18 protein-coding genes are annotated in these 22,027 nt (G+C 72.1%); 7 read left to right on the top strand and 11 right to left on the bottom strand.

Features of this window, described 5'->3' with window-relative positions:
• Positions 1 to 937 precede the first annotated feature (937 nt).
• From rplM to glmM, 3 genes are all read left to right on the top strand, one after another.
• Positions 938 to 1,381, top strand: coding sequence for a 50S ribosomal protein L13 (gene rplM, locus ACSLTV_RS02820; protein ID WP_276110719.1), 444 nt, complete (start codon positions 938 to 940; stop codon positions 1,379 to 1,381).
• A gap of 42 nt (positions 1,382 to 1,423) precedes the next feature.
• Positions 1,424 to 1,936, top strand: a complete 513-nt coding sequence (rpsI, locus tag ACSLTV_RS02815) for a 30S ribosomal protein S9 (RefSeq protein ID WP_067018959.1) — start codon at positions 1,424 to 1,426, stop codon at positions 1,934 to 1,936.
• A 182-nt stretch (positions 1,937 to 2,118) separates the two neighbouring features.
• Complete coding sequence (glmM, locus tag ACSLTV_RS02810) at positions 2,119 to 3,477, top strand: phosphoglucosamine mutase (protein WP_432134999.1); 1,359 nt, start codon at positions 2,119 to 2,121, stop codon at positions 3,475 to 3,477.
• Positions 3,478 to 3,499: 22 nt separating this feature from the next.
• Here the strand turns inward: glmM and ACSLTV_RS02805 are convergent, their stop codons facing one another.
• The 5 genes from ACSLTV_RS02805 to ACSLTV_RS02785 all read right to left on the bottom strand — a co-directional run bounded on the left by ACSLTV_RS02805 (position 3,500) and on the right by ACSLTV_RS02785 (position 11,880).
• On the bottom strand, positions 3,500 to 4,447 hold the full coding sequence (locus tag ACSLTV_RS02805; protein ID WP_432134998.1) for a DUF389 domain-containing protein: 948 nt from the start codon (positions 4,445 to 4,447) through the stop codon (positions 3,500 to 3,502).
• Positions 4,448 to 4,456: 9 nt separating this feature from the next.
• Positions 4,457 to 5,425 carry a type I pantothenate kinase gene (coaA, locus tag ACSLTV_RS02800; RefSeq protein WP_432135031.1) on the bottom strand — a complete coding sequence of 323 codons (969 nt, stop codon included), beginning with the start codon at positions 5,423 to 5,425 and terminating at the stop codon, positions 4,457 to 4,459.
• Between the two features lie 109 nt (positions 5,426 to 5,534).
• Positions 5,535 to 6,353: a hypothetical protein gene (locus tag ACSLTV_RS02795; RefSeq protein ID WP_432134997.1), complete on the bottom strand. Its 819-nt coding sequence runs from the start codon at positions 6,351 to 6,353 to the stop codon at positions 5,535 to 5,537.
• Between the two features lie 191 nt (positions 6,354 to 6,544).
• Positions 6,545 to 7,150 (bottom strand): hypothetical protein, encoded by a 606-nt coding sequence (locus ACSLTV_RS02790; RefSeq protein ID WP_432134996.1) that lies wholly within the window; start codon positions 7,148 to 7,150, stop codon positions 6,545 to 6,547.
• Between the two features lie 14 nt (positions 7,151 to 7,164).
• The gene (locus tag ACSLTV_RS02785; protein WP_435611626.1) at positions 7,165 to 11,880 is read right to left on the bottom strand and encodes an RICIN domain-containing protein; all 4,716 of its coding nucleotides are present in this window, start codon (positions 11,878 to 11,880) and stop codon (positions 7,165 to 7,167) included.
• 548 nt (positions 11,881 to 12,428) lie between these two features.
• On the opposite strand from ACSLTV_RS02785, the gene glmS reads away from it, so the two are divergent.
• On the top strand, positions 12,429 to 14,276 hold the full coding sequence (gene glmS / locus ACSLTV_RS02780) for a glutamine--fructose-6-phosphate transaminase (isomerizing) (protein ID WP_432134994.1): 1,848 nt from the start codon (positions 12,429 to 12,431) through the stop codon (positions 14,274 to 14,276).
• On the opposite strand, the gene ACSLTV_RS02775 is transcribed toward glmS, so the two are convergent.
• Together ACSLTV_RS02775 and ACSLTV_RS02770 are read right to left on the bottom strand one after the other, a co-directional pair.
• Positions 14,237 to 14,461 (bottom strand): DUF397 domain-containing protein, encoded by a 225-nt coding sequence (locus ACSLTV_RS02775; RefSeq protein ID WP_432134993.1) that lies wholly within the window; start codon positions 14,459 to 14,461, stop codon positions 14,237 to 14,239. The genes glmS and ACSLTV_RS02775 overlap by 40 nt on opposite strands.
• A gap of 8 nt (positions 14,462 to 14,469) precedes the next feature.
• Positions 14,470 to 15,306, bottom strand: a complete 837-nt coding sequence (locus tag ACSLTV_RS02770; protein ID WP_432155424.1) for a helix-turn-helix domain-containing protein — start codon at positions 15,304 to 15,306, stop codon at positions 14,470 to 14,472.
• A gap of 185 nt (positions 15,307 to 15,491) precedes the next feature.
• Here ACSLTV_RS02770 and ACSLTV_RS02765 point away from each other — a divergent pair, with 185 nt between their 5' ends.
• The 3 genes from ACSLTV_RS02765 (at position 15,492) to ACSLTV_RS02755 (ending at position 17,564) form a co-directional block, all read left to right on the top strand.
• Positions 15,492 to 15,911: an ATP-binding protein gene (locus ACSLTV_RS02765; protein ID WP_435611561.1), complete on the top strand. Its 420-nt coding sequence runs from the start codon at positions 15,492 to 15,494 to the stop codon at positions 15,909 to 15,911.
• Positions 15,912 to 15,991: 80 nt separating this feature from the next.
• On the top strand, positions 15,992 to 16,918 hold the full coding sequence (locus ACSLTV_RS02760) for a hypothetical protein (protein ID WP_432155423.1): 927 nt from the start codon (positions 15,992 to 15,994) through the stop codon (positions 16,916 to 16,918).
• A 79-nt stretch (positions 16,919 to 16,997) separates the two neighbouring features.
• Positions 16,998 to 17,564 carry a nitroreductase family protein gene (locus tag ACSLTV_RS02755; protein WP_435611560.1) on the top strand — a complete coding sequence of 189 codons (567 nt, stop codon included), beginning with the start codon at positions 16,998 to 17,000 and terminating at the stop codon, positions 17,562 to 17,564.
• A gap of 18 nt (positions 17,565 to 17,582) precedes the next feature.
• Here the strand turns inward: ACSLTV_RS02755 and ACSLTV_RS02750 are convergent, their stop codons facing one another.
• The 4 genes from ACSLTV_RS02750 to ACSLTV_RS02735 all read right to left on the bottom strand — a co-directional run bounded on the left by ACSLTV_RS02750 (position 17,583) and on the right by ACSLTV_RS02735 (position 21,978).
• On the bottom strand, positions 17,583 to 18,776 hold the full coding sequence (locus tag ACSLTV_RS02750; protein ID WP_432155422.1) for a carboxylate-amine ligase: 1,194 nt from the start codon (positions 18,774 to 18,776) through the stop codon (positions 17,583 to 17,585).
• 110 nt (positions 18,777 to 18,886) lie between these two features.
• Entirely contained in the window at positions 18,887 to 19,225 is a 339-nt protein-coding gene (locus ACSLTV_RS02745) for a hypothetical protein (RefSeq protein WP_432134987.1), read from the bottom strand.
• A 15-nt stretch (positions 19,226 to 19,240) separates the two neighbouring features.
• A complete protein-coding gene (locus tag ACSLTV_RS02740; protein ID WP_435611559.1) occupies positions 19,241 to 20,974 on the bottom strand; it encodes a M16 family metallopeptidase in 1,734 nt (577 codons plus the stop codon).
• A gap of 17 nt (positions 20,975 to 20,991) precedes the next feature.
• Complete coding sequence (locus ACSLTV_RS02735) at positions 20,992 to 21,978, bottom strand: hypothetical protein (RefSeq protein ID WP_432155420.1); 987 nt, start codon at positions 21,976 to 21,978, stop codon at positions 20,992 to 20,994.
• Between the last annotated feature and the right edge of the window lie 49 nt (positions 21,979 to 22,027).

Below are 22,027 nucleotides of genomic sequence, written 5' to 3'. Positions count from 1 at the left end.
TCTCCGGGTGCTTGGTGCGGTGGTGCTGCCGGTGCTGCCGGTGCTGCTCGCGGGGGTGCCGTACGAGGGGGGCGGTGGCCCGGGGCCGTGATTCTGGCTGCCGGTGGTGCTGGTGGTGCTGGTGGTGCTGGTGGTGTCGCAGGTGAACGGGGGTCGTGGGGCCGTATCCGGAGGCGGCCCGCTGCCGGGCCGTCCGGGGCGCGGCGACGCTGGGGGTGCTCGTGGGGGCGGTCAAGACGCGGGCTCGGGTCACCGGGCGGCGCCCGGGCCCGCGTGGCGGCGGCGCGCCGGGGCGGGGCCCCGGGCCGGTGGAAGCGGGCGGTGGCGCCGTCCGGCGCCCGGACGACGCCGGACGCGCCTCTCGGGGAGCCGGGCGGTGACCTCGCCGCCGCCCTCCGCGCGGCCACGCTTCGTGCCGCCGCACCCCACCACCACCGCGGCCACCACCGCCTTGGCGCCGGCCCGTGGCGGTGGCGGCATGCCGGCCCGCGCTGTCGGGCGTAGGCCGGCCGTGGCTGGTCCGTGGCTGGTCCGTGGGGCGGTCCGCGCCGGGCCGCGGGTCGGTCCCGGGGTCGGTCCGGGGGGCGGTCCGTGCGGGGCCGCGGGTGCCCGGTCGCCGGGGTGTGTGCCGGGGGAGGAGGGGGGACCGAGGGGCGGTGGCCGCCCCGGCGTCCCGGCCTGGGGGCCCGCGGAGACAGACGCGCCGTGGGGGTGGCGCCGGGGTCGTTTTGACCCTTCGGCCGGGGCACGGGTATTCTGCCTAGTCGTTGTGTATTGGCTTGCTCATTCTCACGGGACGGGCCCTTACACCGGTCCACCGGGCCGATGACCAGCGACCCCATGTACGCGGTATGCGTCGCCGCCATGCGGTCAGGGCTGTCGTGATCGTTTCGGTGACCTTGTCAGGACCATTCACTCGAAGCGAAGGCTACGAACCGTGCGTACGTACAGCCCCAAGCCCGGCGATGTGACGCGCCAGTGGCACGTCATTGACGCTCAGGACGTCGTCCTGGGCCGTCTGGCCACCACCGCCGCCACGCTCCTCCGCGGCAAGCACAAGCCGATCTACGCCCCGCACGTCGACGCTGGTGACTTCGTCATCATCATCAACGCCGACAAGGTGCACCTCTCCGGCAACAAGCGGACCCAGAAGATGGCGTACCGCCACTCCGGGTACCCGGGCGGTCTGCGCTCCGTGCGCTACGACGAGCTGCTGGCGAAGAACCCCGAGAAGGCCGTCGAGAAGGCCGTCAAGGGCATGCTCCCCAAGAACACCCTGGGCCGTCAGATGCTCTCCAAGCTGAAGGTCTACTCGGGCGACCAGCACCCGCACGCTGCCCAGCAGCCGGTGCCGTTCGAGATCACCCAGGTCGCGCAGTAAGTCCGGCCACCCCCTAAGACTGAAGAGAATCTGAGGAGCATCGTGGCCGAGACCACTGCCGAGCAGCCGCTCGAAGAGCTTGACATCGACAGCTACACCACCGAGTCCGAGGTTCCGGTGGAGGGTGAGTACACCTCCGAGTCCCTCGCCTCGCGCTTCGGTGAGCCCCAGCCGGCCGCCGGCCTGGGCCGTCGCAAGAACGCCATCGCCCGCGTCCGGATCGTCCCGGGCACCGGCAAGTGGAAGATCAACGGTCGCACCCTTGAGGACTACTTCCCCAACAAGGTGCACCAGCAGGAAGTCAACGAGCCGTTCAAGGTCCTGGAGCTCGAGGGCCGCTACGACGTCATCGCCCGCATCGCCGGTGGCGGTGTCTCCGGTCAGGCCGGTGCGCTCCGTCTCGGTGTCGCCCGCGCGCTGAACGAGGCCGACGTCGACAACAACCGCGGCGCGCTCAAGAAGGCCGGCTTCCTCCGCCGCGACGACCGTGCGGTCGAGCGCAAGAAGGCCGGTCTGAAGAAGGCCCGCAAGGCGCCGCAGTACAGCAAGCGCTAAGCGCCCGCTGCCTGCACGTACTCCGAACGCCCCGGCGGCACGCCACAGTGCCGTCGGGGCGTTCGTATATCACCGCCTACGGGCGTATAACGACACAAGACGTTCTAAGGCTTGTGCGACCGCGTGACGGTATGACTCTGTGACTGTGTGTTTTGGGAACTGACGCTTCCTCAGGAGGACAAGTGGGACGACTCTTCGGCACGGACGGCGTGCGCGGTGTCGCCAACGCGGATCTGACGGCCGAGATGGCTCTCGGGCTGTCCGTCGCGGCGGCGCACGTACTGGCCGAGGCGGGCACCTTCGAGGGCCACCGGCCGACGGCGGTCGTGGGGCGGGACCCGCGTGCGTCCGGGGAGTTCCTGGAGGCCGCGGTCGTCGCCGGCCTCGCCAGCGCCGGCGTCGACGTGCTGCGGGTCGGTGTGCTGCCGACGCCGGCCGTCGCGTACCTGACGGGCGCGCTGGGCGCCGACCTCGGGGTCATGCTCTCCGCCAGCCACAACGCCATGCCCGACAACGGGATCAAGTTCTTCGCCCGCGGCGGCCACAAGCTCGCCGACGAACTGGAGGACAAGATCGAGACCGTGTACGAGGAGCACAAGCGCGGGGAGCCGTGGGAGCGGCCCACCGGGTCCGGCGTCGGCCGGGTGCGCTCGTACGACGAGGGCTTCGACCGGTACGTCGCCCACCTGATCGGGGTGCTGCCGAACCGGCTCGACGGGCTGAAGATCGTCCTGGACGAGGCGCACGGGGCCGCCGCCCGGGTCTCCCCGGAGGCGTTCTCGCGGGCCGGGGCCGAGGTCATCACCATCGGTGCCGAGCCGGACGGGCTCAACATCAACGACGGCTGCGGCTCGACCCACCTCGGCCTGCTGAAGGAGGCCGTCGTCGCGCACGGCGCCGACCTCGGCATCGCTCACGACGGGGACGCCGACCGGTGCCTCGCCGTGGACCACACGGGCGAGGAGGTCGACGGCGACCAGATCCTCGCGGTGATCGGACTGGCGATGCGCGAGCGCGGGGCGCTGCGGTCGGACACCGTCGTCGCCACCGTGATGTCCAACCTCGGGTTCAAGCTGGCGCTGGAGCGCGAGGGGCTGAAGCTCGTCCAGACGGCGGTCGGCGACCGCTATGTGCTGGAGTCCATGAAAGAGCACGGCTACGCGCTCGGCGGCGAGCAGTCCGGCCACGTGATCATCCTCGACCACGCGACGACCGGTGACGGCACGCTCACCGGGCTGATGCTCGCGGCCAGGATCGCCGAGACCGGCCGGACGCTCCGGGAGCTGGCGTCCGTCATGGAGCGACTGCCGCAGGTGCTGGTCAACGTCCCGGACGTCGACAAGGCGCGGGTCACCACGTCGGCCGAGCTGGCGGCGGCGGTCACCGAGGCCGAGCGGGAGCTGGGTTCGACCGGGCGGGTGCTGCTGCGGTCCTCCGGCACCGAGCCGCTGGTGCGGGTGATGGTCGAGGCCGCGGACATCGAGCAGGCGCGGGCCGTCGCCGGGCGGCTGGCGGACGTGGTGAAGTCGGCGCTGGGCTGAGGACCGGGTTCCGGGGGCGGGGTCAGGACGGCTTCCGCCACCCGGAACGATCGCGCCGGCGTCGCCAGAAGTACTTCTGGGCCAGCAGCGTCATCGTCCCCGCCAGGATGATGGCGCCCAGGTTGAGCAGGAGCTGCTGGGACGAGCGCAGGGTCTGGAAGAAATCGCCGTAGATCAGGGCCACGGCGGCGTTGGCGGCGGCCGGGATCGTGGTCACCGAGATGGCCACACCCACCAGGGCCCCTGACTTGGCGGAGGTCAGCGACAGGGTGCCGGCCGTTCCGGCCAGGAGCGCCACGACGAACGAGAACCAGTCGGGCGCGTAGACGAAGCCGGTGTTGGGGCGCTCGCTCTCCAGCCGGCCCTTGGTGAACAGGCTGACCGCGTCCATGAGGACGCTGAACCCGGCGGTCACCGCGATCGCCGCGGCGAAGCCGACCAGCAGGGCGACCAGGGAGCGCAGCGCGAGGCGCGGGGTGCGCTGCACGATCGCGGTGGAGATGCCGGCCAGCGGGCCGAACTCCGGGCCGACGGCCATGGCGCCGACGATCAGGATCGCGTTGTCCAGGACGACACCGCAGGCCGCGATCATCGTCGCCAGCGTGATGAAGGCGACGTAGGTGACGGACAGCGAGGACTCGTCGTACGTCACCTCCTCCAACTGCTCCCACAGAACGGCGTCGGTGCTCTCGCCCGGGGACTCGTGCTCGGCCTCGTCCGCGCTGGCGGACAGGGCCAGGTCGAGGCCCTGCACGGTGATGGCGCCGGTGCGGTGCACGCCGAGGTCGTGGAGGCCGCTGATCAGCTCGTCGCCCGCCTCGCGGACCACGTCACAGGTGACGACGTCACCGGCCGGCCTGCGGGCCGCGCCCGGCAGCACGACCAGATGGGTGGTGCCGACCGACCGCTCGATCAGGTTCACCACGTCGTCGGTGCGGTCGGACGGCGTGATCAGGCGCACGTGCAGCATGGCGCCTTTCTACAGTTTGCGCAGCCGCAGGCGCTGCACCTTGTGGTCCGGGCCCTTGCGCAGGACCAGGGTGGCCCGGCCCCGGGTGGGGGCGATGTTCTCCACCAGGTTGGGCTTGTTGATGGTGCGCCACAGGGTGCGGGCGTAGGCGAGGGCCTCGTCCTCGGAGACCTGGGTGTACTTGCGGAAGTAGGAGTCCGGCTTCTGGAACGCCGTCTGACGGAGCTTCTTGAAGCGGTTCAGGTACCAGCGCTCGATGTCCTCGGCGCTCGCGTCGACGTAGACGCTGAAGTCGAAGTAGTCGGCGAGGCCGACGCGGGTGCGGCCGTCCTTGCCGGGCAGGGCGGGCTGCAGGACGTTCAGCCCTTCGACGATCAGGATGTCCGGGCGGCGCACCACCAGCCGCTGGTCCGGGACGATGTCGTAGATGAGGTGGGAGTAGACCGGGGCGCTCACCTCGGCCTTGCCGGCCTTGATGTCGGCGACGAAGCGGGTCAGGGCGCGGCGGTCGTAGGACTCCGGGAACCCCTTGCGCGACATCAGGCCGCGGGCCTCCAGGTCCCGGGTGGGCAGCAGGAAGCCGTCCGTGGTGACCAGCTCCACGCGGGGGTGCTCCGGCCAGCGGGAGAGCAGTGCCTGCAGCAGGCGGGCGACCGTGGACTTGCCGACGGCCACCGAACCGGCCACCCCTATCACGAACGGGGTGCCGGACTGGGAGCCCTGCTCGCCGAGGAAGGTGTTCAGCGCGCCGCGCAGGCCGTCCGTGGCGCCGACGTAGAGGTTGAGGAGCCGGGAGAGGGGGAGGTAGACGTCCCGCACCTCGTCCAGGTCGATGACGTCACCGAGGCCGCGCAGCCTCTCGACCTCGGCCGCGGTGAGCGGCAGCGGCGTCTTGTCGCGCAGGGCGCTCCACTCGGCTCGGGTGAGGTCGACGTAGGGAGTCGCCTCCGGCCGCTGCCGGTGGGCGCTCCGGGGCATCGAGGAGGCCGGAGAGATCACAGTTCATTGTTAACGGACTTCGAACGGGATGGCGGGTGGGGTCGGTCACGTCGACCACTTCCCGCCATCCCGGTCACGGCGGTGTCGGTCAGCCGAGCTTGGCGAGCTGGACGTCGAGCATCGCGGTGGGGAAGGCGTAGTCCTCGCCGGTGAGGAACGCGCCCACGTTGACGGTCGGGAAGTAGACGAGGGTGGCGCCCTCGCGGACGACGACGAGCTTGGTGGTGCCCGTGACGCCCTCGCCGAAGTTGATGCTCAGGTTCACGGCCAGCGCCTCGTCGCCGCCCTTCGGCGCCTCGCCGGTGGTGACCTTGGTGACCTTGATGCTGTCGCTGTTCTCGGTGTGCGAGTAGCCGCCGGCGCAGTTCTTCACGGCCGCGCTCAGGTCCTTCATGGCCTGCTCGGCGCCGCCGTTGTCGTAGGAGGCCAGCGTGATCACGGACTCCACGGCGTTCAGGGAGGCGTACATCTTCGCCTCCTCGTCGGCGCCCGCGGCGGGCTTCTTCGGGTCGTCCTCCCACTTCCGCTTGACGGAGGCGGCGGGCTTGCCGACGAAGGTGCCGGCCTGGAGGTAGGCGAGCGGGGCGCAGGCCGGCTTGTCGACGCTCACCTTGTCCTGCGAGACGTCGTCGTCCGCCGTGAGCTTCACGGTGATCTTGCCGCTCTTGGCGTCGGCCTGGGTCAGCGCCGCCTTCTCCAGCTCGGCGGCGGTGAGCGCCTTGGCGGCACCGGCGGCCGGGGCGGAGGCGGTCGCCTCGGCCGGGGCGGTCGCGTCGGCGGCGGCCTTGGTGCTGTCGCCGCCCTTGGCCTTGTCCCCGTCGTCGGAGCCACCGCAGGCGGTGGCCAGCAGGGCGAGGGCGGCGGCGGAGGCGGCGAGCGCGGTACGGCGGACGGCGGTGGATCTCACGTCTGGTGTTTCTTTCTCTCGGAGCCGCGGACACGGACCGCGGGCGTTCCGCTGCACTGTATGCGGGGCGTTCGCACAGGTGATCGGCGGGCCGCTTCCTGGGACGAGACTGTGACGGGGGTGTGATCAAGAGCGGAGATGACCGGCGCCCCTCTCCGATGTGCTGGTGGAGAGGGGCGCCGGCCGTGCCGTTACAGCTGTTCGACCCGGTACCTGACCGAGTCCACGAGGAACTCGCCGTACTGGAGGGCCGATCCGAGGGATTCCAGCCTGCGGTACTGGTCGGGGGAGAGCACGGCGTCCTGGGCGGCGGACCTGATCGCCCTCAGGAGTATCCGCAGAGCCAGGTCCGGAGTGCACCGGCGCGCGCAGTCGACGAGCGCCGCCCGCACCTCGGCCGGCAGGAACCGCGTCGCCTCGATCTCGGCGACCACCGCGTCGAGGCAGTCCGTGCCGTCCTCGGTGTCCGCGCCCGTGAGCGGGCGGACGCCGGCCTCCGCCGACAGCCGCGTGTCACACAGTTCCACGACCGTCCGGGTCCACCCTGCTCCGCCCCCCAGCCGGCCGAGGTCGGGCAGGTACTCCGCCCCGGCGTTCCAGAGCACCTCCAGTGTCGTCGACGGGAGGTCGCCGAGGAGCAGCGCGTCACGGCGTACCGCCAGGGCGGCTTCGCCGCTCCACCCCGCCAGGTGGTTCGCGACGATCTCGGCGGCCGTGTCCCCGTAGTGGGTTCCGTCCTGATGGAAGAAACCCATCACCCAGGACACGCCGAAGTCGAACGGTGTGAAGCGTGGCACCGATCCTTCCCTCCTTACTTCGGATAGCACGTCTGCACGTAGAAGCCGCCCTTGTGTCCCTTGGAGCGCACGAGCTTGATGTAGAACCCGTTGCCCGCCGTCCGCACGCTGCCGTCCGGGAAGTAGACCTTGCCGAGGGAGTTCTTCGCGCCGAAGAAACCCTGCCAGTCCAGGTCCGGCTCCCTGGTCTTCTGGAGCCAGGTCTTGATGCGGTTCGCGTTGTTGGCCAGTGCGTAGTCCACCACCTGCTGGGCGGTCTGCTGGTCGACGAAGAGGCTGTTGGGCGTGGTGCGCCCGTACTTCCTCGTCTTCTCGATCGCCAGGTCCACCGCTCGCTGCGCGCTGACGACGCCCGCCGTGTGCTCGTCGAGCGTGTGGGCCAGTCCGGGGAACTTGCTCGCGTCGAACACGAGGTCGTTGCAGTTGTGGACCAGGACCGGGCTGTCGCCCGCCACGGCGTAGAAGGTGTGCAGGCCGGAAACGGTCAGGTCGTAGACCGTCCGGGGCTTCGCCTCCTGCCGTTCGGTCAGCGCGGCCACCGTGCGGACACCGTCCGGGGTGGGCAGCACGTAGCCGGGTCGCAGGTCGGCGGCCAGGGTCCAGCCGCGGCCGGTCACGAAGAACTTGTGTCCGGGGGTGCTGGTGAGGCTGCCGCCGTCCGTCAGCGTCACGTCGACCAGGTCGGTGGCGCCGTGCTGGAAGGTGCGGGTGACGGGCTCGCCCCGGGTGCGTCCGGTCTCCGGGTCGGCGGCCAGCAGCAGGTCGCCGGTCCGCACGTCACGCAGCGCCTTGCGGCCGCCGTCGGCGAGGACCACCTCGGTGGTGCCGGGGAAGCTGTTGGTCAGGCACGCCGTGCGGAGCTCCTCGTAGAGCTGGACCTCCCGCTCGATCGCGGCGACCGCCGCCGCGTCCACGCCTTCGAGCGCCTTGAGCGCCTTGAACGCGTCCCGGACGCCGACGCCCGTCACGAACGCGGCGTCCACGGCGCGCACCGCGTCCGCGATGGGCCGGATGACCTTGCCCGCGAACAGGCTGGCGACGTCCAGGGACGCCCAGGCGCAGCCGCCCCAGCTGCCCGACTCACCGCCGGGGGTGAGCTTCTGGGCGCACTTGATCCAGCTGCCGAAGAGGATGTCGACCGGGTCGATGTTGGACTGGTACTCCGCGATGGTGATGGTGTGCGTGACCGTCTGGGACAGTTCCTTGGTGTGGATCTGGCCGAGGTAGTCCGTCGCCGCGGACGGGCACGTGTACTTCTGCGGGTCCAGGTCCTGCGCGGTGCACAGGTACAGGTCGAGGACGGCCTTGTACCGGATCTTCTCGGTGATCGTGCAGTCGCCCTTGTAGAAGAGCTTGTCGATCCAGCCGTCGCAGCCGCCCGTCTTCTTCACGACCTCCGGGTCGCCGACGGTCTCGATGTGGTCGACGACGTAGAACACGTTGCCGATCGAGCCGCCGTTCCCGTCGGGCACGGTGCCGTCGCTGAGCTCCTTGGCGTTCGCCGCCTGCTCGGCGCGGTCGGCGGCCTCCTGGGCCTCCTTGGCGTACTTGTCGGCGTCCTTGGCCGCCTGTTCGGCCTCGGTCGCCGCCGCGTCGGCTCGGTCCGCCGCAGCGCGGGCCTCCTTCGCGGACTGCTCGGCCTGCGCCGCGGCGGCACGGGCCGCGGAGGCGTCCAGGGCGGCCTGGTCGGCGCTGGCGCGGGCGTCCCGGGCGTAGCCCTCGGCGCGGCCCGCCGCCTTGTCGGCGGCCGCCGCGTCCTCGCCGGCCTGGCGGTCGTACTCGGTGGTGCGGGCCAGCGAGGCCGACGCCTTGGCCGCCGCGCCAGCCGCGTCGGCCGCGTAGCCGAGGGCCTCCTTGGCGTACGTCCGGGCGTTCGCGGCGTGTCCGGCGGCGTTCGCCGCGTGGACGTACGCCTCCTTCGCGTCGCCCTTCGCCTGCTCGGCCAGCGCCTTGGCGGCGGCGGCCTCGGCCTGCGCGTTCTTCGCGTGCGCGTCGGCGACGGCCTTCTGCTGCTCGGCGATCGACTTCGACGCCTGCCCGCTCAGCACCACCAGCGCCGCCGCCGAGTCGGTGGTGACGTAGGGCGAGCCGAGCTGGATCGCGTCGTTGGCGGGCTGCGCGACCTGGGCGGCCGCGTTGCCGGCGTCGACGGCGGCCTGGGCGGTGACGTAGGCGAAACCCGCCGCCTTCGCCGAGGCGGCCATGGCCTTGGCGGCCTCCGCCTTCGCGCCGTCCGCCTGGGTGCGGGCGTCCTCGGCGTGCGCCTGCGCCTGGTCTGCCAGGGCGACGGCCGTCCTGGCCTCGTCGGCGGCGTGCCGTGAGGCCGCGATGGCGTCCGCGGCGGCGCTGGTCGCGGTCTTCACCGCGGCCTCCGCCCGCAGCTTGGCGGCCTGGGCGGCGTCCGCGTCGGAGCGGGCGCGCTTGGCGGCGGCCTCGGCGCGGGTGGCGGCGGCGTCCGCCTCGGCCGCGGCCCGGGTGGCGGCGTCGGCCTCGGTACGGGCCCGGCCTGCCGCCGCCTCGGCGGCGGTCGCCTGCCGGTCGGCCTCGTCGGCGGCGGCGCGCGCGGCGGTGGCCGCGTCACCCGCGGCCAGCGAGTCGGCGTAGGCGCCCTTGGCGTCGGCCTTGGCGCGCAGGGCCTCGGCCTTCTGCTCGGCGTCCCAGGCGTCGTCGCGCTTGGCCTTGGCGTTGTCGCGAGCCGTCACCGCGTCGTTCTTGCGGGCGACGGCGGTCTGCTCGGCGGTCTCGGCCTTCTTCCGGGCGTTCTCCGCGTTGACGGCCTCGGCCTGGGCGTTCTTCTTGTGCTGCGCGGCCTCGGCCTGCTTGGCGGCGGCGGTGTCCTTCTCCGCCTTCGCCGTCTTCTCCTCGGCCTCGGCGGCCAGCCGCTTGGCGTGCGCGTCGGCGGCGGCGGCCTTGGCGTCGCCCTCCGCCTTCAGCGCCACCGTCAGCTTCGCCTCGGCGGTCTCCTTGTCCTTCCTGGCGTTGTCCCGGTGGACCTTCGCCGCGTCCGCCGCGGCCTTCGCCTGCATCTCCGCGGCGAGTGCCGCCGCCTTGCGGAACTCCGCCTTCGACTGCGCGGCCTGCGCCAGGGCGCGCTGGGTGATGGTCGCGCTGTCGCCGGCGGCGGCACGGGTCGCCGCCTCGGCGGTCTCACCGGCCTTCACCAGCGCTTCGAGCGCGGCGACCGCGCCCTTGGTGACCTGGGCCTTCTGCTGCCCGGCCAGCAGGCCGCGACCGCGCGGGGCGCCGGTCTTGTCGGCGATGGCGTAGGCGGCCTGGGTGGCCGTGTCGGACGTGGTGGCGGCCTTGCGGGCGACCGCGAGCTGCGCCTTGACGACCGCGAGCTGCCTCTTGGCCTGCGCCTGGGCGTCGGCGATGCCCTTCCTGGCCTTGGCGAAGTGGGCCGCGGGCGGGACCTCGCCCTTGTGTCCCTTGGGGACGACCTTGTACTTCTGCGGGTTGCCGCCGTTGCACGTCCACAGCCACGAGTCGCGGCCCTTGTCGAACGTGTGCAGGTCCAGGCACTTGTCCGTGGCCGCGTTCCGCAGCGCGCCGGTGGCGCGGACGTCGAAATTCCACTGCTGGGCCTTGCTGCCGTTGCAGGTCCACAGCTGGATCTTCGTGCCGTTGGCGTCCTTGCTGCCGCTGACGTCGAGGCACTTCATCGAGTTGACGTTCCACAGGGCGTAGCCGTCGTGGTAGCCGATGATCTGCCAGCGCTGGGCGGCGGAGTCGTTGCAGGTGTAGATCTGCACCGGGGTGCCGTTGGTCTTCTTGCCGCCCTGGGCGTCCAGGCACATGCCCTTGGCGGCCGCCACCTGGATGACCGTGTCGGCGTCACCGATCCAGCCGACGCCACCGGGGCTGTAGTAGTCCTGCCAGCGGGTGAGGTGGTCGGCGATCCAGGACTGGCCGAGCAGGTCGGCCATCGACTCGGACGCCTTGGCGAGGGCCGTGGTGGCGTCCCGGTTGGCGTCGAGGATCTGGTTGCGCTGCGTGGACTGTCCGGCGATCTCCTGCTGCCACTCGGCCGCCGCGGTGGTCTCGACCCCGCGCAGCGCCTTGTTCGGGTCGATCGGGTCCCGCCAGGCGCACGAGGCGAAACGGGTCTTCAGGTCCTCCACGGCCACCCGGTACTCGGCCGTCCCGAGCCGGGGCGCGGTACGGGGCCAGCCGCCGGAGGCCAGGAAGATCCGGGCGTCGTCGGCGCCGGTGCCGTGCATCCCGCCCTCGGTCAGGTACTCGAACGCCTGGCGTTCGTAGTACTGCCGGTTCCACTCGTCGGTGGGCAGGGAGGTGTCGCCCTCCTCGGGGTAGAGCGGCGTGCCGAGGTCCGTGACGGCCTGCCGGGTCTTGTCGTCGGCCCTCGGCGTCGGGTCGTAGAAGTTGAACTTCTCGTTCCAGTCGGGGCCGCCGGCCCACTTGCCGAGGCCGGTCTGGTCGTAGAAGTCGTCTCCCTCGTGGACACCGGGCACCCAGTGGAACGAGGCGTCGGTGAACCCGTGCGGGGCGGAGAGACCGTCGAGGGGCTTCTCCCAGGCGTCCCGGCGGGCGTACAGCCGTTCCCAGTTGGCGTTCCAGTCGGCGCGGTCCTTCTCGTGCGCCTGGCGCAGCGGGCCGTCGAACGCGCCGTCCAGTGTCGCCAGTTCGCGCAGCTTCTGCGGCGTCTGGTCGAGCGCGTTCTGGGCGAAGCTGTACATGCCGGATCCGCCCAGGCGTACAGCGTCGTTCATCAGGCACTGGTCGAACCGCAGTTGTTCGTCCGGTGTGGTCTCGTACCAGTCGTCCGGCCGGTCACTGGCCGTGGGGGCGGCGGGCGGTGCCGCGAGGGCGGGAGAGGGGATCAGCGAGGCCAGGACGGCGGCCGCGCCGACGAGTGGGACGAGACGGGCGAGGGCGGGGGCCGATCTCGACAACCCCCGTGGTCTGGAACGCAAGAGCGCATTCCTTCCTGTGTGCAGGCAGGGACCGGGGGAAGCGCGAGCTGCGGTGACAAGGCCGATGGGCCAGGGCAGGGAAGGACCGGACGCGGGCATGGCACAGCGCGCCCCCTCCCCGTCAGGCGACGCAGTTCCCCCGGTCGCGAATGGTCGTGCACGCGCTTCGGACTGGTCGGATCCGGACACGTGCGGCGCCACCTTAACCAAGATCGGTCGCCGACGGACAGGGGGTATCCGGGACGGGATACCCCGGCGTACCGGCGCGAGAATTTCCGAAATCGGGCACAGGAAGGGCGTCCGGAGGTGCGTTCGGGCCGCTGACGGGTCGTAGGCTGCCGCGCATGTGCGGAATCGTGGGATACGTGGGGGCGCAGTCTGCGCTCGATGTCGTCATGGCCGGACTGAAGCGGCTGGAGTACCGGGGCTACGACTCGGCGGGCGTCGCGGTGCTCGCCGACGGCGGGCTGGCCGCCGGGAAGAAGGCGGGCAAGCTCGCCAACCTGGAGAAGGAACTCGTCGAGCGGCCGCTGCCGGCCGGCACCACCGGACTCGGGCACACCCGCTGGGCCACCCACGGCGGGCCGACCGACGCCAACGCCCACCCGCACCTGGACAACGCCGGGCGGGTCGCCGTCGTCCACAACGGCATCATCGAGAACTTCGCCGTCCTGCGGGCGGAGCTGGCGGAGCGGGGGCACGAGCTGACCTCGGAGACCGACACCGAGGTCGTCGCCCATCTGCTCGCCGAGGAGTTCTCCTCCTGCGAGGACCTCGCGGAGTCGATGCGGCTGGTCTGCCGGCGGCTGGAGGGCGCGTTCACGCTGGTCGCGGTCCACGCGGACGAACCGGACGTGGTCGTGGGCGCGCGCCGCAACTCGCCGCTGGTGGTGGGCGTGGGGGAGGGCGAGGCGTTCCTGGCCTCCGACGTCGCCGCCTTCATCGACCACACCCGCGACGCCGTCGAGCTCGGCCAGGACCAGGTCGTCGAGCTGCGGCGGGACGGGGTGACGGTGACCGGCTTCGACGGCCGGCCCGCCGAGGTCCGCTCGTACCACGTCGACTGGGACGCCTCCGCCGCCGAGAAGGGCGGCTACGACTACTTCATGCTCAAGGAGATCGCCGAGCAGCCCAAGGCCGTCGCCGACACCCTGCTGGGACGTATCGACGCGTCCGGCGCGCTCACCCTCGACGAGGTGCGGATCCCGGCCGGCGAGCTGCGCGAGGTCGACAAGGTCGTCGTCGTCGCCTGCGGCACGGCCTTCCACGCCGGGCTGATCGCCAAGTACGCCATCGAGCACTTCACGCGAATCCCCTGCGAGGTGGAGCTGGCGAGCGAGTTCCGCTACCGGGACCCGATCCTGGACTCGCGCTCGCTGGTCATCGCCATCTCCCAGTCCGGCGAGACCATGGACACGCTGATGGCGCTGCGGCACGCGCGCGAGCAGGGCTCCCGGGTGCTCGCGATCTGCAACACCAACGGGTCGACGATCCCCCGGGAGTCGGACGCGGTGCTGTACACGCACGCCGGGCCGGAGGTCGCCGTCGCCTCGACCAAGGCGTTCCTGACCCAGCTGGTCGCCTGCTACCTCGTCGCGCTCTACCTCGGCCAGGTGCGGGGCACCAAGTGGGGCGACGAGATCCGGGCCGTCATCCGCGACCTGGCGCAGATCTCGGGCCAGGTGGACCGGGTCCTGGAGACGATGGAGCCGGTACGGGAACTCGCCCGGTCCCTCGCCCACAAGAACACGGTGCTGTTCCTGGGCCGGCACGTCGGCTACCCGGTCGCCCTGGAGGGCGCCCTCAAGCTCAAGGAACTCGCCTACATGCACGCCGAGGGCTTCGCCGCCGGCGAGCTGAAGCACGGGCCCATCGCGCTCATCGAGGAGGACCTGCCGGTGGTGGTCGTGGTGCCCTCACCGCGCGGGCGGTCCGTCCTCCACGACAAGATCGTCTCCAACATCCAGGAGATCCGGGCGCGCGGTGCGCGCACCATCGTCATCGCGGAGGAGGGCGACGAGGCGGTGGTCCCGTACGCCGACCACCTGGTCCGCATTCCGGCGACGCCGACGCTGCTCCAGCCGATGGTGTCCACGGTGCCGCTCCAGGTCTTCGCCTGCGAGCTGGCGACGGCCCGGGGCAACGAGGTGGATCAGCCCCGGAACCTGGCGAAGTCGGTGACGGTGGAGTGAGTCTCCGAGTCCTCCGACTTCAGCGCTGAGAGGAAGGGGGCGAAGGCTCCGGCCGGGAAGGTGAGGACGGCTCTGGCCGGGGCCTTTGAGTCGCGCAGGGATATACGGGTGGGGGAGGTGGCGACCTCCACACACTCATTGCCGTCGTCGGGACCCGAGTACGACGACTTCCGCCAGTTCTCCATGGGGTGCCTCACAGCTCGTTCGCCAGCCGGTGGATGAAGTCACGCGATGGTCCGGGTTCGAGTGACACGGCTTCTACCCTACGGAAGCGCGTTCGAAAGGCGTTGAGCTGCGCCTCGGAGTCGATGAAGGCCGATCCGTGGGGCACGTCGCGCACCACCGTGTCCAGCTTGGGGACGGGGCCGCCGACGTACGTCATGGTGCTGGCCGCCGTGGCGAAGCCGTCCAGGTCGAACGGGATGACCCGCACGGTGATGCCGTCGCTCTCGGAGAGTTCCATGAGCTTGGCGAGCTGTGCCCGGGAAACGGCGCGGTCGCTGACCCGGATACGCAGTGCCGACTCGTGGATCACCAGCTCGTACGGGACGGTGATCCGCTGGCCCGCCATCCGGTGCCGGACCCTCAGTTCCAGTTCCTCGGACGTGAGTCGCGGCACCCGCGCCGAGAAGACGGCGCGTGAGTAGTCCTCGGTCTGCAGCAGGCCCGGTACGTAGAGGATCGCGACATCACGCCGGAACGAGGCGTGGTGGTTCAGCTCGGAGAGGTCCAGGAACGACGTGGGCAGCAGACCCCGGTACTCCTCCCACCAGCCGCGCGTCCGGTCCGTGGCCATCGCGGCCAGCGCGTCGACGAACTCCTCGTCCGTGCACGCGTAGTGGGACGCGAGGCGGCGCAGCCGCTGCTCACTCACGCCTGCGGAGCCGGATTCGATCTGGCTGATCTGGACTCGGTTCACCCCGAGCAGCGCCGCTGCCTCGATGGCGCTCAGCCCTGCCGCCTCGCGGAGCCTGCGCAACTCGACTCCCAGCCGCACCTGACGTGCTGTGGGTTCGAGCCTCTTGGCCATGAGTTGCTTCCTCTCGATCGGGTTCAGATTACGCGAACGGCTTGCTCGGTCCTACATGTACCCCCTACCTTCGGTGACGTAGGGAACACGCTGCGGAAGCGCACCGCTCCGTCCTGCCGTGACGGCTGCGGCAATGACACCGCGCCTCGGTCCCGACCCCCACATCGCCGAACGGGAGCTGACGTATGCCTGAAGACGAGAACCCCGACTCCTGGGAGTACTCCCTCCACATCCCCAACGACCCGCGTGCCGTGCCCGTCTCGCGCCGGATGATCCGCATCGTCCTCACCGTGCACGGCCTCATCCACCTCGCCGACACCGCCGAACTGCTCGGCGCCGAGCTGATCTCCAACGCCGTACGGCACACCAAGGGACCGGCGGCCCTCCGGGTGCGCTGGCGGGGCGGGGTGCTGCGGATCGGCGCCTGGGACGCCGACCCGGAACCGCCCGACTTCCCGGGTGAGGCGGCCGGCCTCTGCGATCAGGAGGACGGGCGGGGGCTCCTCCTGGTGCGGGCCTGTTCCCAACTGTGGGGGTGGCAGCCGCTGTCCCGGTCCGGCGACCCGGGCAAGTACGTGTGGTGCGAGCTGAGTTCGGCGGCGTGAACGTTTTTCCGCGACTCGAAAGAGTAAACGTCCCCGAATCGCCCGATCGGCCGTCCCTCCGACCCCGCAAGGTGGCGCACATGGTCACATCCACCCACGAGGCATCCCACCGGATCTTCCAGGACCATCCGGAGGTCCTCGCCCCCGTCTTCCAGGCGCTGGGGCTGCCGCCGCCCGCGAAGGCGGAGGTCACCGTCGTCACGCCGGACACGACGGAGATCAAGCCGCTGGAGCGCCGTGTGGACTCGGTGCTGAAGTTCGAGCTCTCCGAGGGGGAGAGCTTCCTGCTCGCCATCGAGGCCCAGACGAAGAAGGCTCCCGACAAGGGCGTCAACTGGGCGTACTACGTCGCCTACCTGCACGCGAAGTTCGGTCTGCCGGTGCTGTTGCTGGCCGTCTGCCGGAAGAGGTCCACCGCGACCTGGGCGGCCGGGCCCTTCGAGTGCCGCGTCAGCACCTGGCAGAGCCAGGTCACGCGCCCGTTCGTGCTGGGGCCGGACACCGTCGCGGAGATCACCGACGAGTCGGAGGTGGCACGGCAGCCCGCGCTGGCGACGTTCTCCGCCATCGTGCACAGCGAGAGCGCGGGCATCGACGCCATACTGAATCTGCTGGCGCGCGGAATGCGGTCGTTCGACCTGCCCACCGTCAAGTACTGGTCCGAGATGCTGGAGATCGGGCTGGATGGCACTCCGGCCCGGGAGACGTGGAGGGAACTGGAGAAAATGGTCGTCACTTACTTCCCGGGCCGGGGCACGGTCTTTGAAGAGGCGTATCTGGAAGGTCAGGCCGAAGGCGAGGTGAAGGGCGAAGCGAAGGGAGAAGCAAAGGGGCAGGCAAAGGGGCAGGCCAAGGGCATCCTGCGGATCCTGGACCTGCGCAACCTGCCCGTTTCCGACGACGCCCGCGAACGCATCACCACATGCACCGACCTAGACCGTCTCGATGACTGGTTGGATCGGGCCGGCACGGTCGAGCGCGCCGAGGACCTGTTCGGCGAGGAATGACGGGGAATGAGGGGCCTCGGGCGGTCACCCGCCCCGCCCGATCGGAATACGTCCGGACGGCGGACGGTTGGAGTCGGGCATGCGCGATGATCCAGAGCAGCCCAGCGGAATCCATCCGCTGCTGGCGGAGCGGTTCAGCCCCACTCGGTTCGACCCGTCGGCCGTCGTCGACGACCACACCCTCGGGCTGCTCCTGGAGGCCGCGCGGTGGGCGCCGTCCGCCGGGAACTCGCAGCCCTGGGCGTTCTTCACCGCGCGGCCGGGTGAGCCCGAGCACGCGCGGGTCGTGCCGCACCTCGCGCCCAGTTCGGCGCGGTGGGCGACGGAGGCGGGCCTCCTCGTCGTCGCCCTGACCCGCCGCCACGTCGACGACTCGGAACTGCTCTACTCCGAGTTCGCCGACTACGACCTCGGCCAGGCCGTCGCCCACCTCACCCTCCAGGCGGCGGCCATGGGGCTGGCCGCGCGTCAGTTCCGCGCCTTCGACCTGGAGGGGCTGACGGAGGAACTGCGTCCCGACGCGGGCTGGTCGATCGTCTCCATGGTCGCCGTGGGCAGGGCCGTCGGCGCGCCGCCGGGGAGCCGTGGCCGGCGTACCGTCTCCGAGCTGCGCTCCGCACCCTGGTCGGCGTCCGCGTCGGAGTAGCTCGGAGTAGCGCTGCTGTCATGACGGGTGGGGCGTGGTCGTGGCGACCAGGTGATCGACGACGTCGGTGAGCCGGCCGCGCCGGCGGTGGGCGGCGCGCTGGGCGTCGGCCCGGCTGCCCTGGGCGCGCAGGCGGGACCAGAGACGGGTGACGAGATCGGCGTCGCCGTGGTGGTGGAGGGCGGGGCGCAGATGCGCCAGCAGCTGTTCGACCTGGGCGGTGGCGGGTACGAGGCGGCCGGTGGCGGGGTCGATGCCCTGCCCGGCGAGACCGTCGCGGGCGGCGCGCCAGCAGGCGGCCCGCAGGAGGTCGGCGGCCGGCTGCGGGGGGCGTTCCCCTGCGCGGACGGCGGCCAGGGCGGTCGCGGTCAGGGCCCTGACGACGCCGGCGACCAGCACCGTGTCCTCCGGGGTGGCCGTCGCGTCGGCCGCCCGGAACTCCAGGGTGGGCACGTGGTGGGAGGGGCGGATGTCCCAGTAGAGACCGCCCCGGTCCATGACGGCCCCGGTGGCGAGGAAGCCGGCGACGAGATCCTCGAAATGCGACGGGGACGCGAAGTACGGCGGCGGGCCCGCGACGGGCCAGCGCCCCCAGGTGGTGGTACGCCAGCTGGCGTAACCGGTGTCCCGGCCGGCCCAGTAGGGCGAGTTCGCCGACAGGGCGATCAGGGCGGGGATCCAGGGGCGGAGGTGGTTGCTGACCTGGAGGGCGGTGGCGAGGTCGGGAACGCCGACGTGGACGTGGCAGGCGCAGGCGATCTGCTCGTCGTCCAGGGCCCTGAACTCGGCGGAACTCCGGGCGTAGCGGGGGCCGTCGGTCAGGGGCGGCGGGCCGGGCGGGGCGATGACGGGGGTGCCGCTGGAGATGACGCGCAGGCCCTCGCGCGCGGCGGCCCGGGCCAGGGCGGCGCGGGTGGAGCGGATCTGGTCGGCGAGGCCGGCGAGGTCGGTGTGGGGGTCGGTACGGGTCTCGACCTGGAAGCGCGTGATCTCCGGGCCGATGCGGTCGCGCAGGTCGCGGGCGGCTCGGGCCACGACGGTCTCGGCGTCGGCACGCAGTTCCCGGGTGACGGGGTCTACCAGGAGGAACTCCTCCTCGGCGCCGACGGTGAGAGGCGCGAGGGGGGTGAGCCGTGCGGCGGGGGCCGGGGATCGCCCCTGGCCGGGCGCGGGTGACGGTGTGACAGCCGGCGTGTGCCCTGTACTCGTCATGGCGGTCATGCTGGCACGGGCGGTGCCCCGGGGGCAGAACGCCAAATGGGCCATTGCCTCCTTCGGACGCGGAAAGGCGTGCGGACGCGGCAGGGGTACGGGACGCCCCTCTAGCGCACGGACCCGCTCGACGGTTCCCAGTCGTCGGTGCCGCCCAGCAGCTCCGTCAGCCGCAGGCCCGGGTCGTCGGCCTCGGCCGCCCAGCGGTCGTAGGTCGCCTCCCGGAACGGGGCCAGCTGGAGCAGCCACGGCAGCCGGTAGCGGTGGGTGAGGCCGGGCTCGCCGGGGGTCGACACGGTGAGCCGCTGGAAGAGGACGCCGCCGCGGTGCCGGACGATGGTGTCGGGGCGGATCACCGTCCGCCGCACGCCGACGGTGAGCACCCGCCGGCCGTCGGTCTCGTCGAGCCGCGCCGGCGTCCCGCCGAGAACGCCGGACCAGATCAGCACGTTGCCCGCCCCCGCTCAGCCGCGTCCGAGCAGCCGTGCCCGGTACAGGTGTACCGTCCCGGCCACCAGGACCAGCTCGGTGACCCACATGCCGGCGAACTCCGTCCAGTCGTCGGGGCCCGCGCTGCCCTGACGGACCGTGACCACGAGGACCAGGCAGCTCCACAGGGCGGCCGGCAGGCCGACGAGCCACAGGTCCTGGGGGCGGGTCGGGCCCGAGCGGCTCACGGCCGGCCGCGGTCGGGGGATCTGGTCCGGCGTGCGGGCCGGCATGGGGACCACGGCGTCACGGGGCACCGCCGCGTCGATGGCCGAGACGCGCTCGGCGGTCACGTCCTTGTAGAGGGTCGGCTCCACCGTCACCGAGAAGCCGTCGGTGCCGGTCAGCGCCCGCGCGCCGTCGGGGCGGACGGTCATCGCGGCGCAGGCGTCGTAGCGGACGGTGACCGGGCCGCCCGGCGTCTGCAGGGTGACCCCGTCCTCGCCGATGACGAGGGTGACCCGGTCGTCCTCCAGAGACGGGTGACCGGTGCCGGTGACGGCCTGCGCCGAGTACTGGGGAGCGAGCGTCAGGCCCGCCCAGTCCACGCCCCGGCCGGGCACCTGCAGCAGGGCCGTCTCCCACGCCTCCCGGGCGACCTCCCGCAGGTCGGTGAGCGTCACCGCGGCCAGCTCGGCCCGGTGCTGCTCGGGGGTGAGCAGCTCGTGCCCCATGAGCAGCGACAGGGCGTACGAGGGGAGGGCGGCGGCGCCGAGGTCGGGGGTGTCGTACTGCTTGAGGAGGCGGGTCCTGGCCGAGTCCAGCTCGGCCTGCTCGATCCGGCCCGCCCGGAGCCTGGCCAGGGTGTCGACGAACCCGCCGACCACCGCGTCCTGCTTCTGCGGCAGCGCGTCCGCGTACGCCGTGATCGTCGCGTGGGTGGTGTCGCGCGGGCTGTAGTCGGCCTCCGCCGAGTAGGAGTAGCCGCCGTCCTGGCGCAGGTCCCGGAACAGGGCCCGGCCGAGGACGTCCGCGAAGACGGTGGCGGCGGTGGAGCGGCGGACCACGGCGGAGAACGCGACGTGGCCGTCGTCGCCGGGTATGTAGGCGGGGGTGACCGGGAGCGCGCTGGTCACCGGGGGCGGCGCCAGGTGCTCCCCGGTGGGGAGGGTGAGGTCGAGGCCGTCGGGTACGCGGTCGCCGGTGAGCCACAGGACCGCGTTCTCGCGGGTGAAGCGGGTCGCCGCCCAGTGGCGCACCTGGTCGGCGGTGAGGGACCAGGTGCCGAGTTCGTTGTAGCTGCACAGGCCGTAGCCCTGGGCGCCGTAGCGCCACAGCGGCAACTGGGCGAGCGGGCCGGTGCCCCGGCCGGCCGCCTCGGTGCGCAGGATCTCCTTCTCCGTCTCCAGCCGCTCCAGCGGCAGCTCGCGCAGGCCCGCGCACACGGCGTTCAGGTAGGCGACGACCTCGTCCTCGTCGCCGGTGACGTGGAAGAGGGTGTACGCGTTCGCCGTCCTGCCGTTGTAGTGCAGGTCGGTCAGGCCCAGCCGGTGCAGGGCGAGATGCTCGACCAGGTGGGTGAGGCCGGCCGTGGCCAGCGTCTCGTCGGCGCGGCCCACCCGGAAGAAGAGGCCGGCGGTGATCTCGCCGGTGCGCGGGGCGTACAGGGTGCGGACGCCCTGCGTGGTGGTGTGGGAGATCAGGCCGGACAGGGCGTCGAGCGCGCCGGAGGCGGGTGCGGCGGGTTCGGTGCGCGGGTCGGTGGTCATGTCGCTCTCGGCTCCCCTCAGGCCGCCGCCGACAGGGCGGACTTGCGGAACTTGCGGAAGGCCGTCCCGGCGTCGGACAGGTACCGCCACGGATGGTCGGACGCGCGGTCGCCGAGGAACGCGAAGTGCGGGGCCGCGTCCGCGAAGTGGCCGCCGAGGGAGAAGGCCATCGCGAACGCGCTGTGGGCGCCGACCGAGTCCCAGCCGGGCCGGTGGGCGGGGTGCAGCACGGACACCTGGGCGGCGTTGCGCAGGTCGTCGCGCACCGGGACGCCGCGCAGGTAGGCCCGGCCCTCCAAGTCCTCCAGGTCCAGCCACTGTTCGAGGTGCGCCTGGGCCACCAGTGCGGCGTTGACCGCGCCGTCGGGAGCCGCGACGGCGCACTCCCGGGCGAAGGCGTGCGCCGCCTCCCAGGAGCCGCCCCACTTCGGGCACAGCTGCTGGAGCAGCCGGCTCTGGGCCGCGTACGGGTGCGGGTGGTGGGCGCGCAGCCGGTCGTAGCGGCGGCGGGCCTCCGCCTGACCCAGGCCCAGCCCGAGCGCCGTGAGCAGGCGGGCGGTCCAGGCGGGGGCGTACGCGGGCTGCTCGGCGCACACCTCGATGAGGAGCAGTTCCGCCCGGCGCAGCCAGTCGTGGAACCGGTCGAACTGCTCCCGCGAGACGTGTTCGGCGGTGGCCCGGCCGCGGACCTGCCAGCCGATCTGGATGTAGCGCTCGGCGAGCAGGGTGCGGGGGAGCGGGTCGGCGGGGAGGTCGGCGGCCGCCTTCTCCAGGAACGTCTCCACGCCGGGGACCTCGGCCAGGGCACTGGCGGCCGTGACGAGTTGGTCGGCCGACTCCAGACGGGTGAGGCGGGCCCGTACCGCCGGCCAGTCGCCCGCCCGGGCCGCGGTGCGCAGCGGGACCAGCTCCGGCACGTTGTCGAACGGGTCGAAGGTCGGCTTCCTTCCCCCACCCCGGCCGGGCGTGCCGTCGGGTCTGTGGCCGTCGCCGGTGCCGCTCATCTCCGCCCCCCTGGCGCCTTGAGTGTGGATCAGCCGCCGCAGGCTAGCA

The organism is Streptomyces sp. bgisy159 (assembly GCF_965341775.1).
In the GTDB taxonomy this organism is placed as follows: domain Bacteria; phylum Actinomycetota; class Actinomycetes; order Streptomycetales; family Streptomycetaceae; genus Streptomyces.
This window is presented reverse-complemented; position numbering and strand designations above follow the sequence as displayed.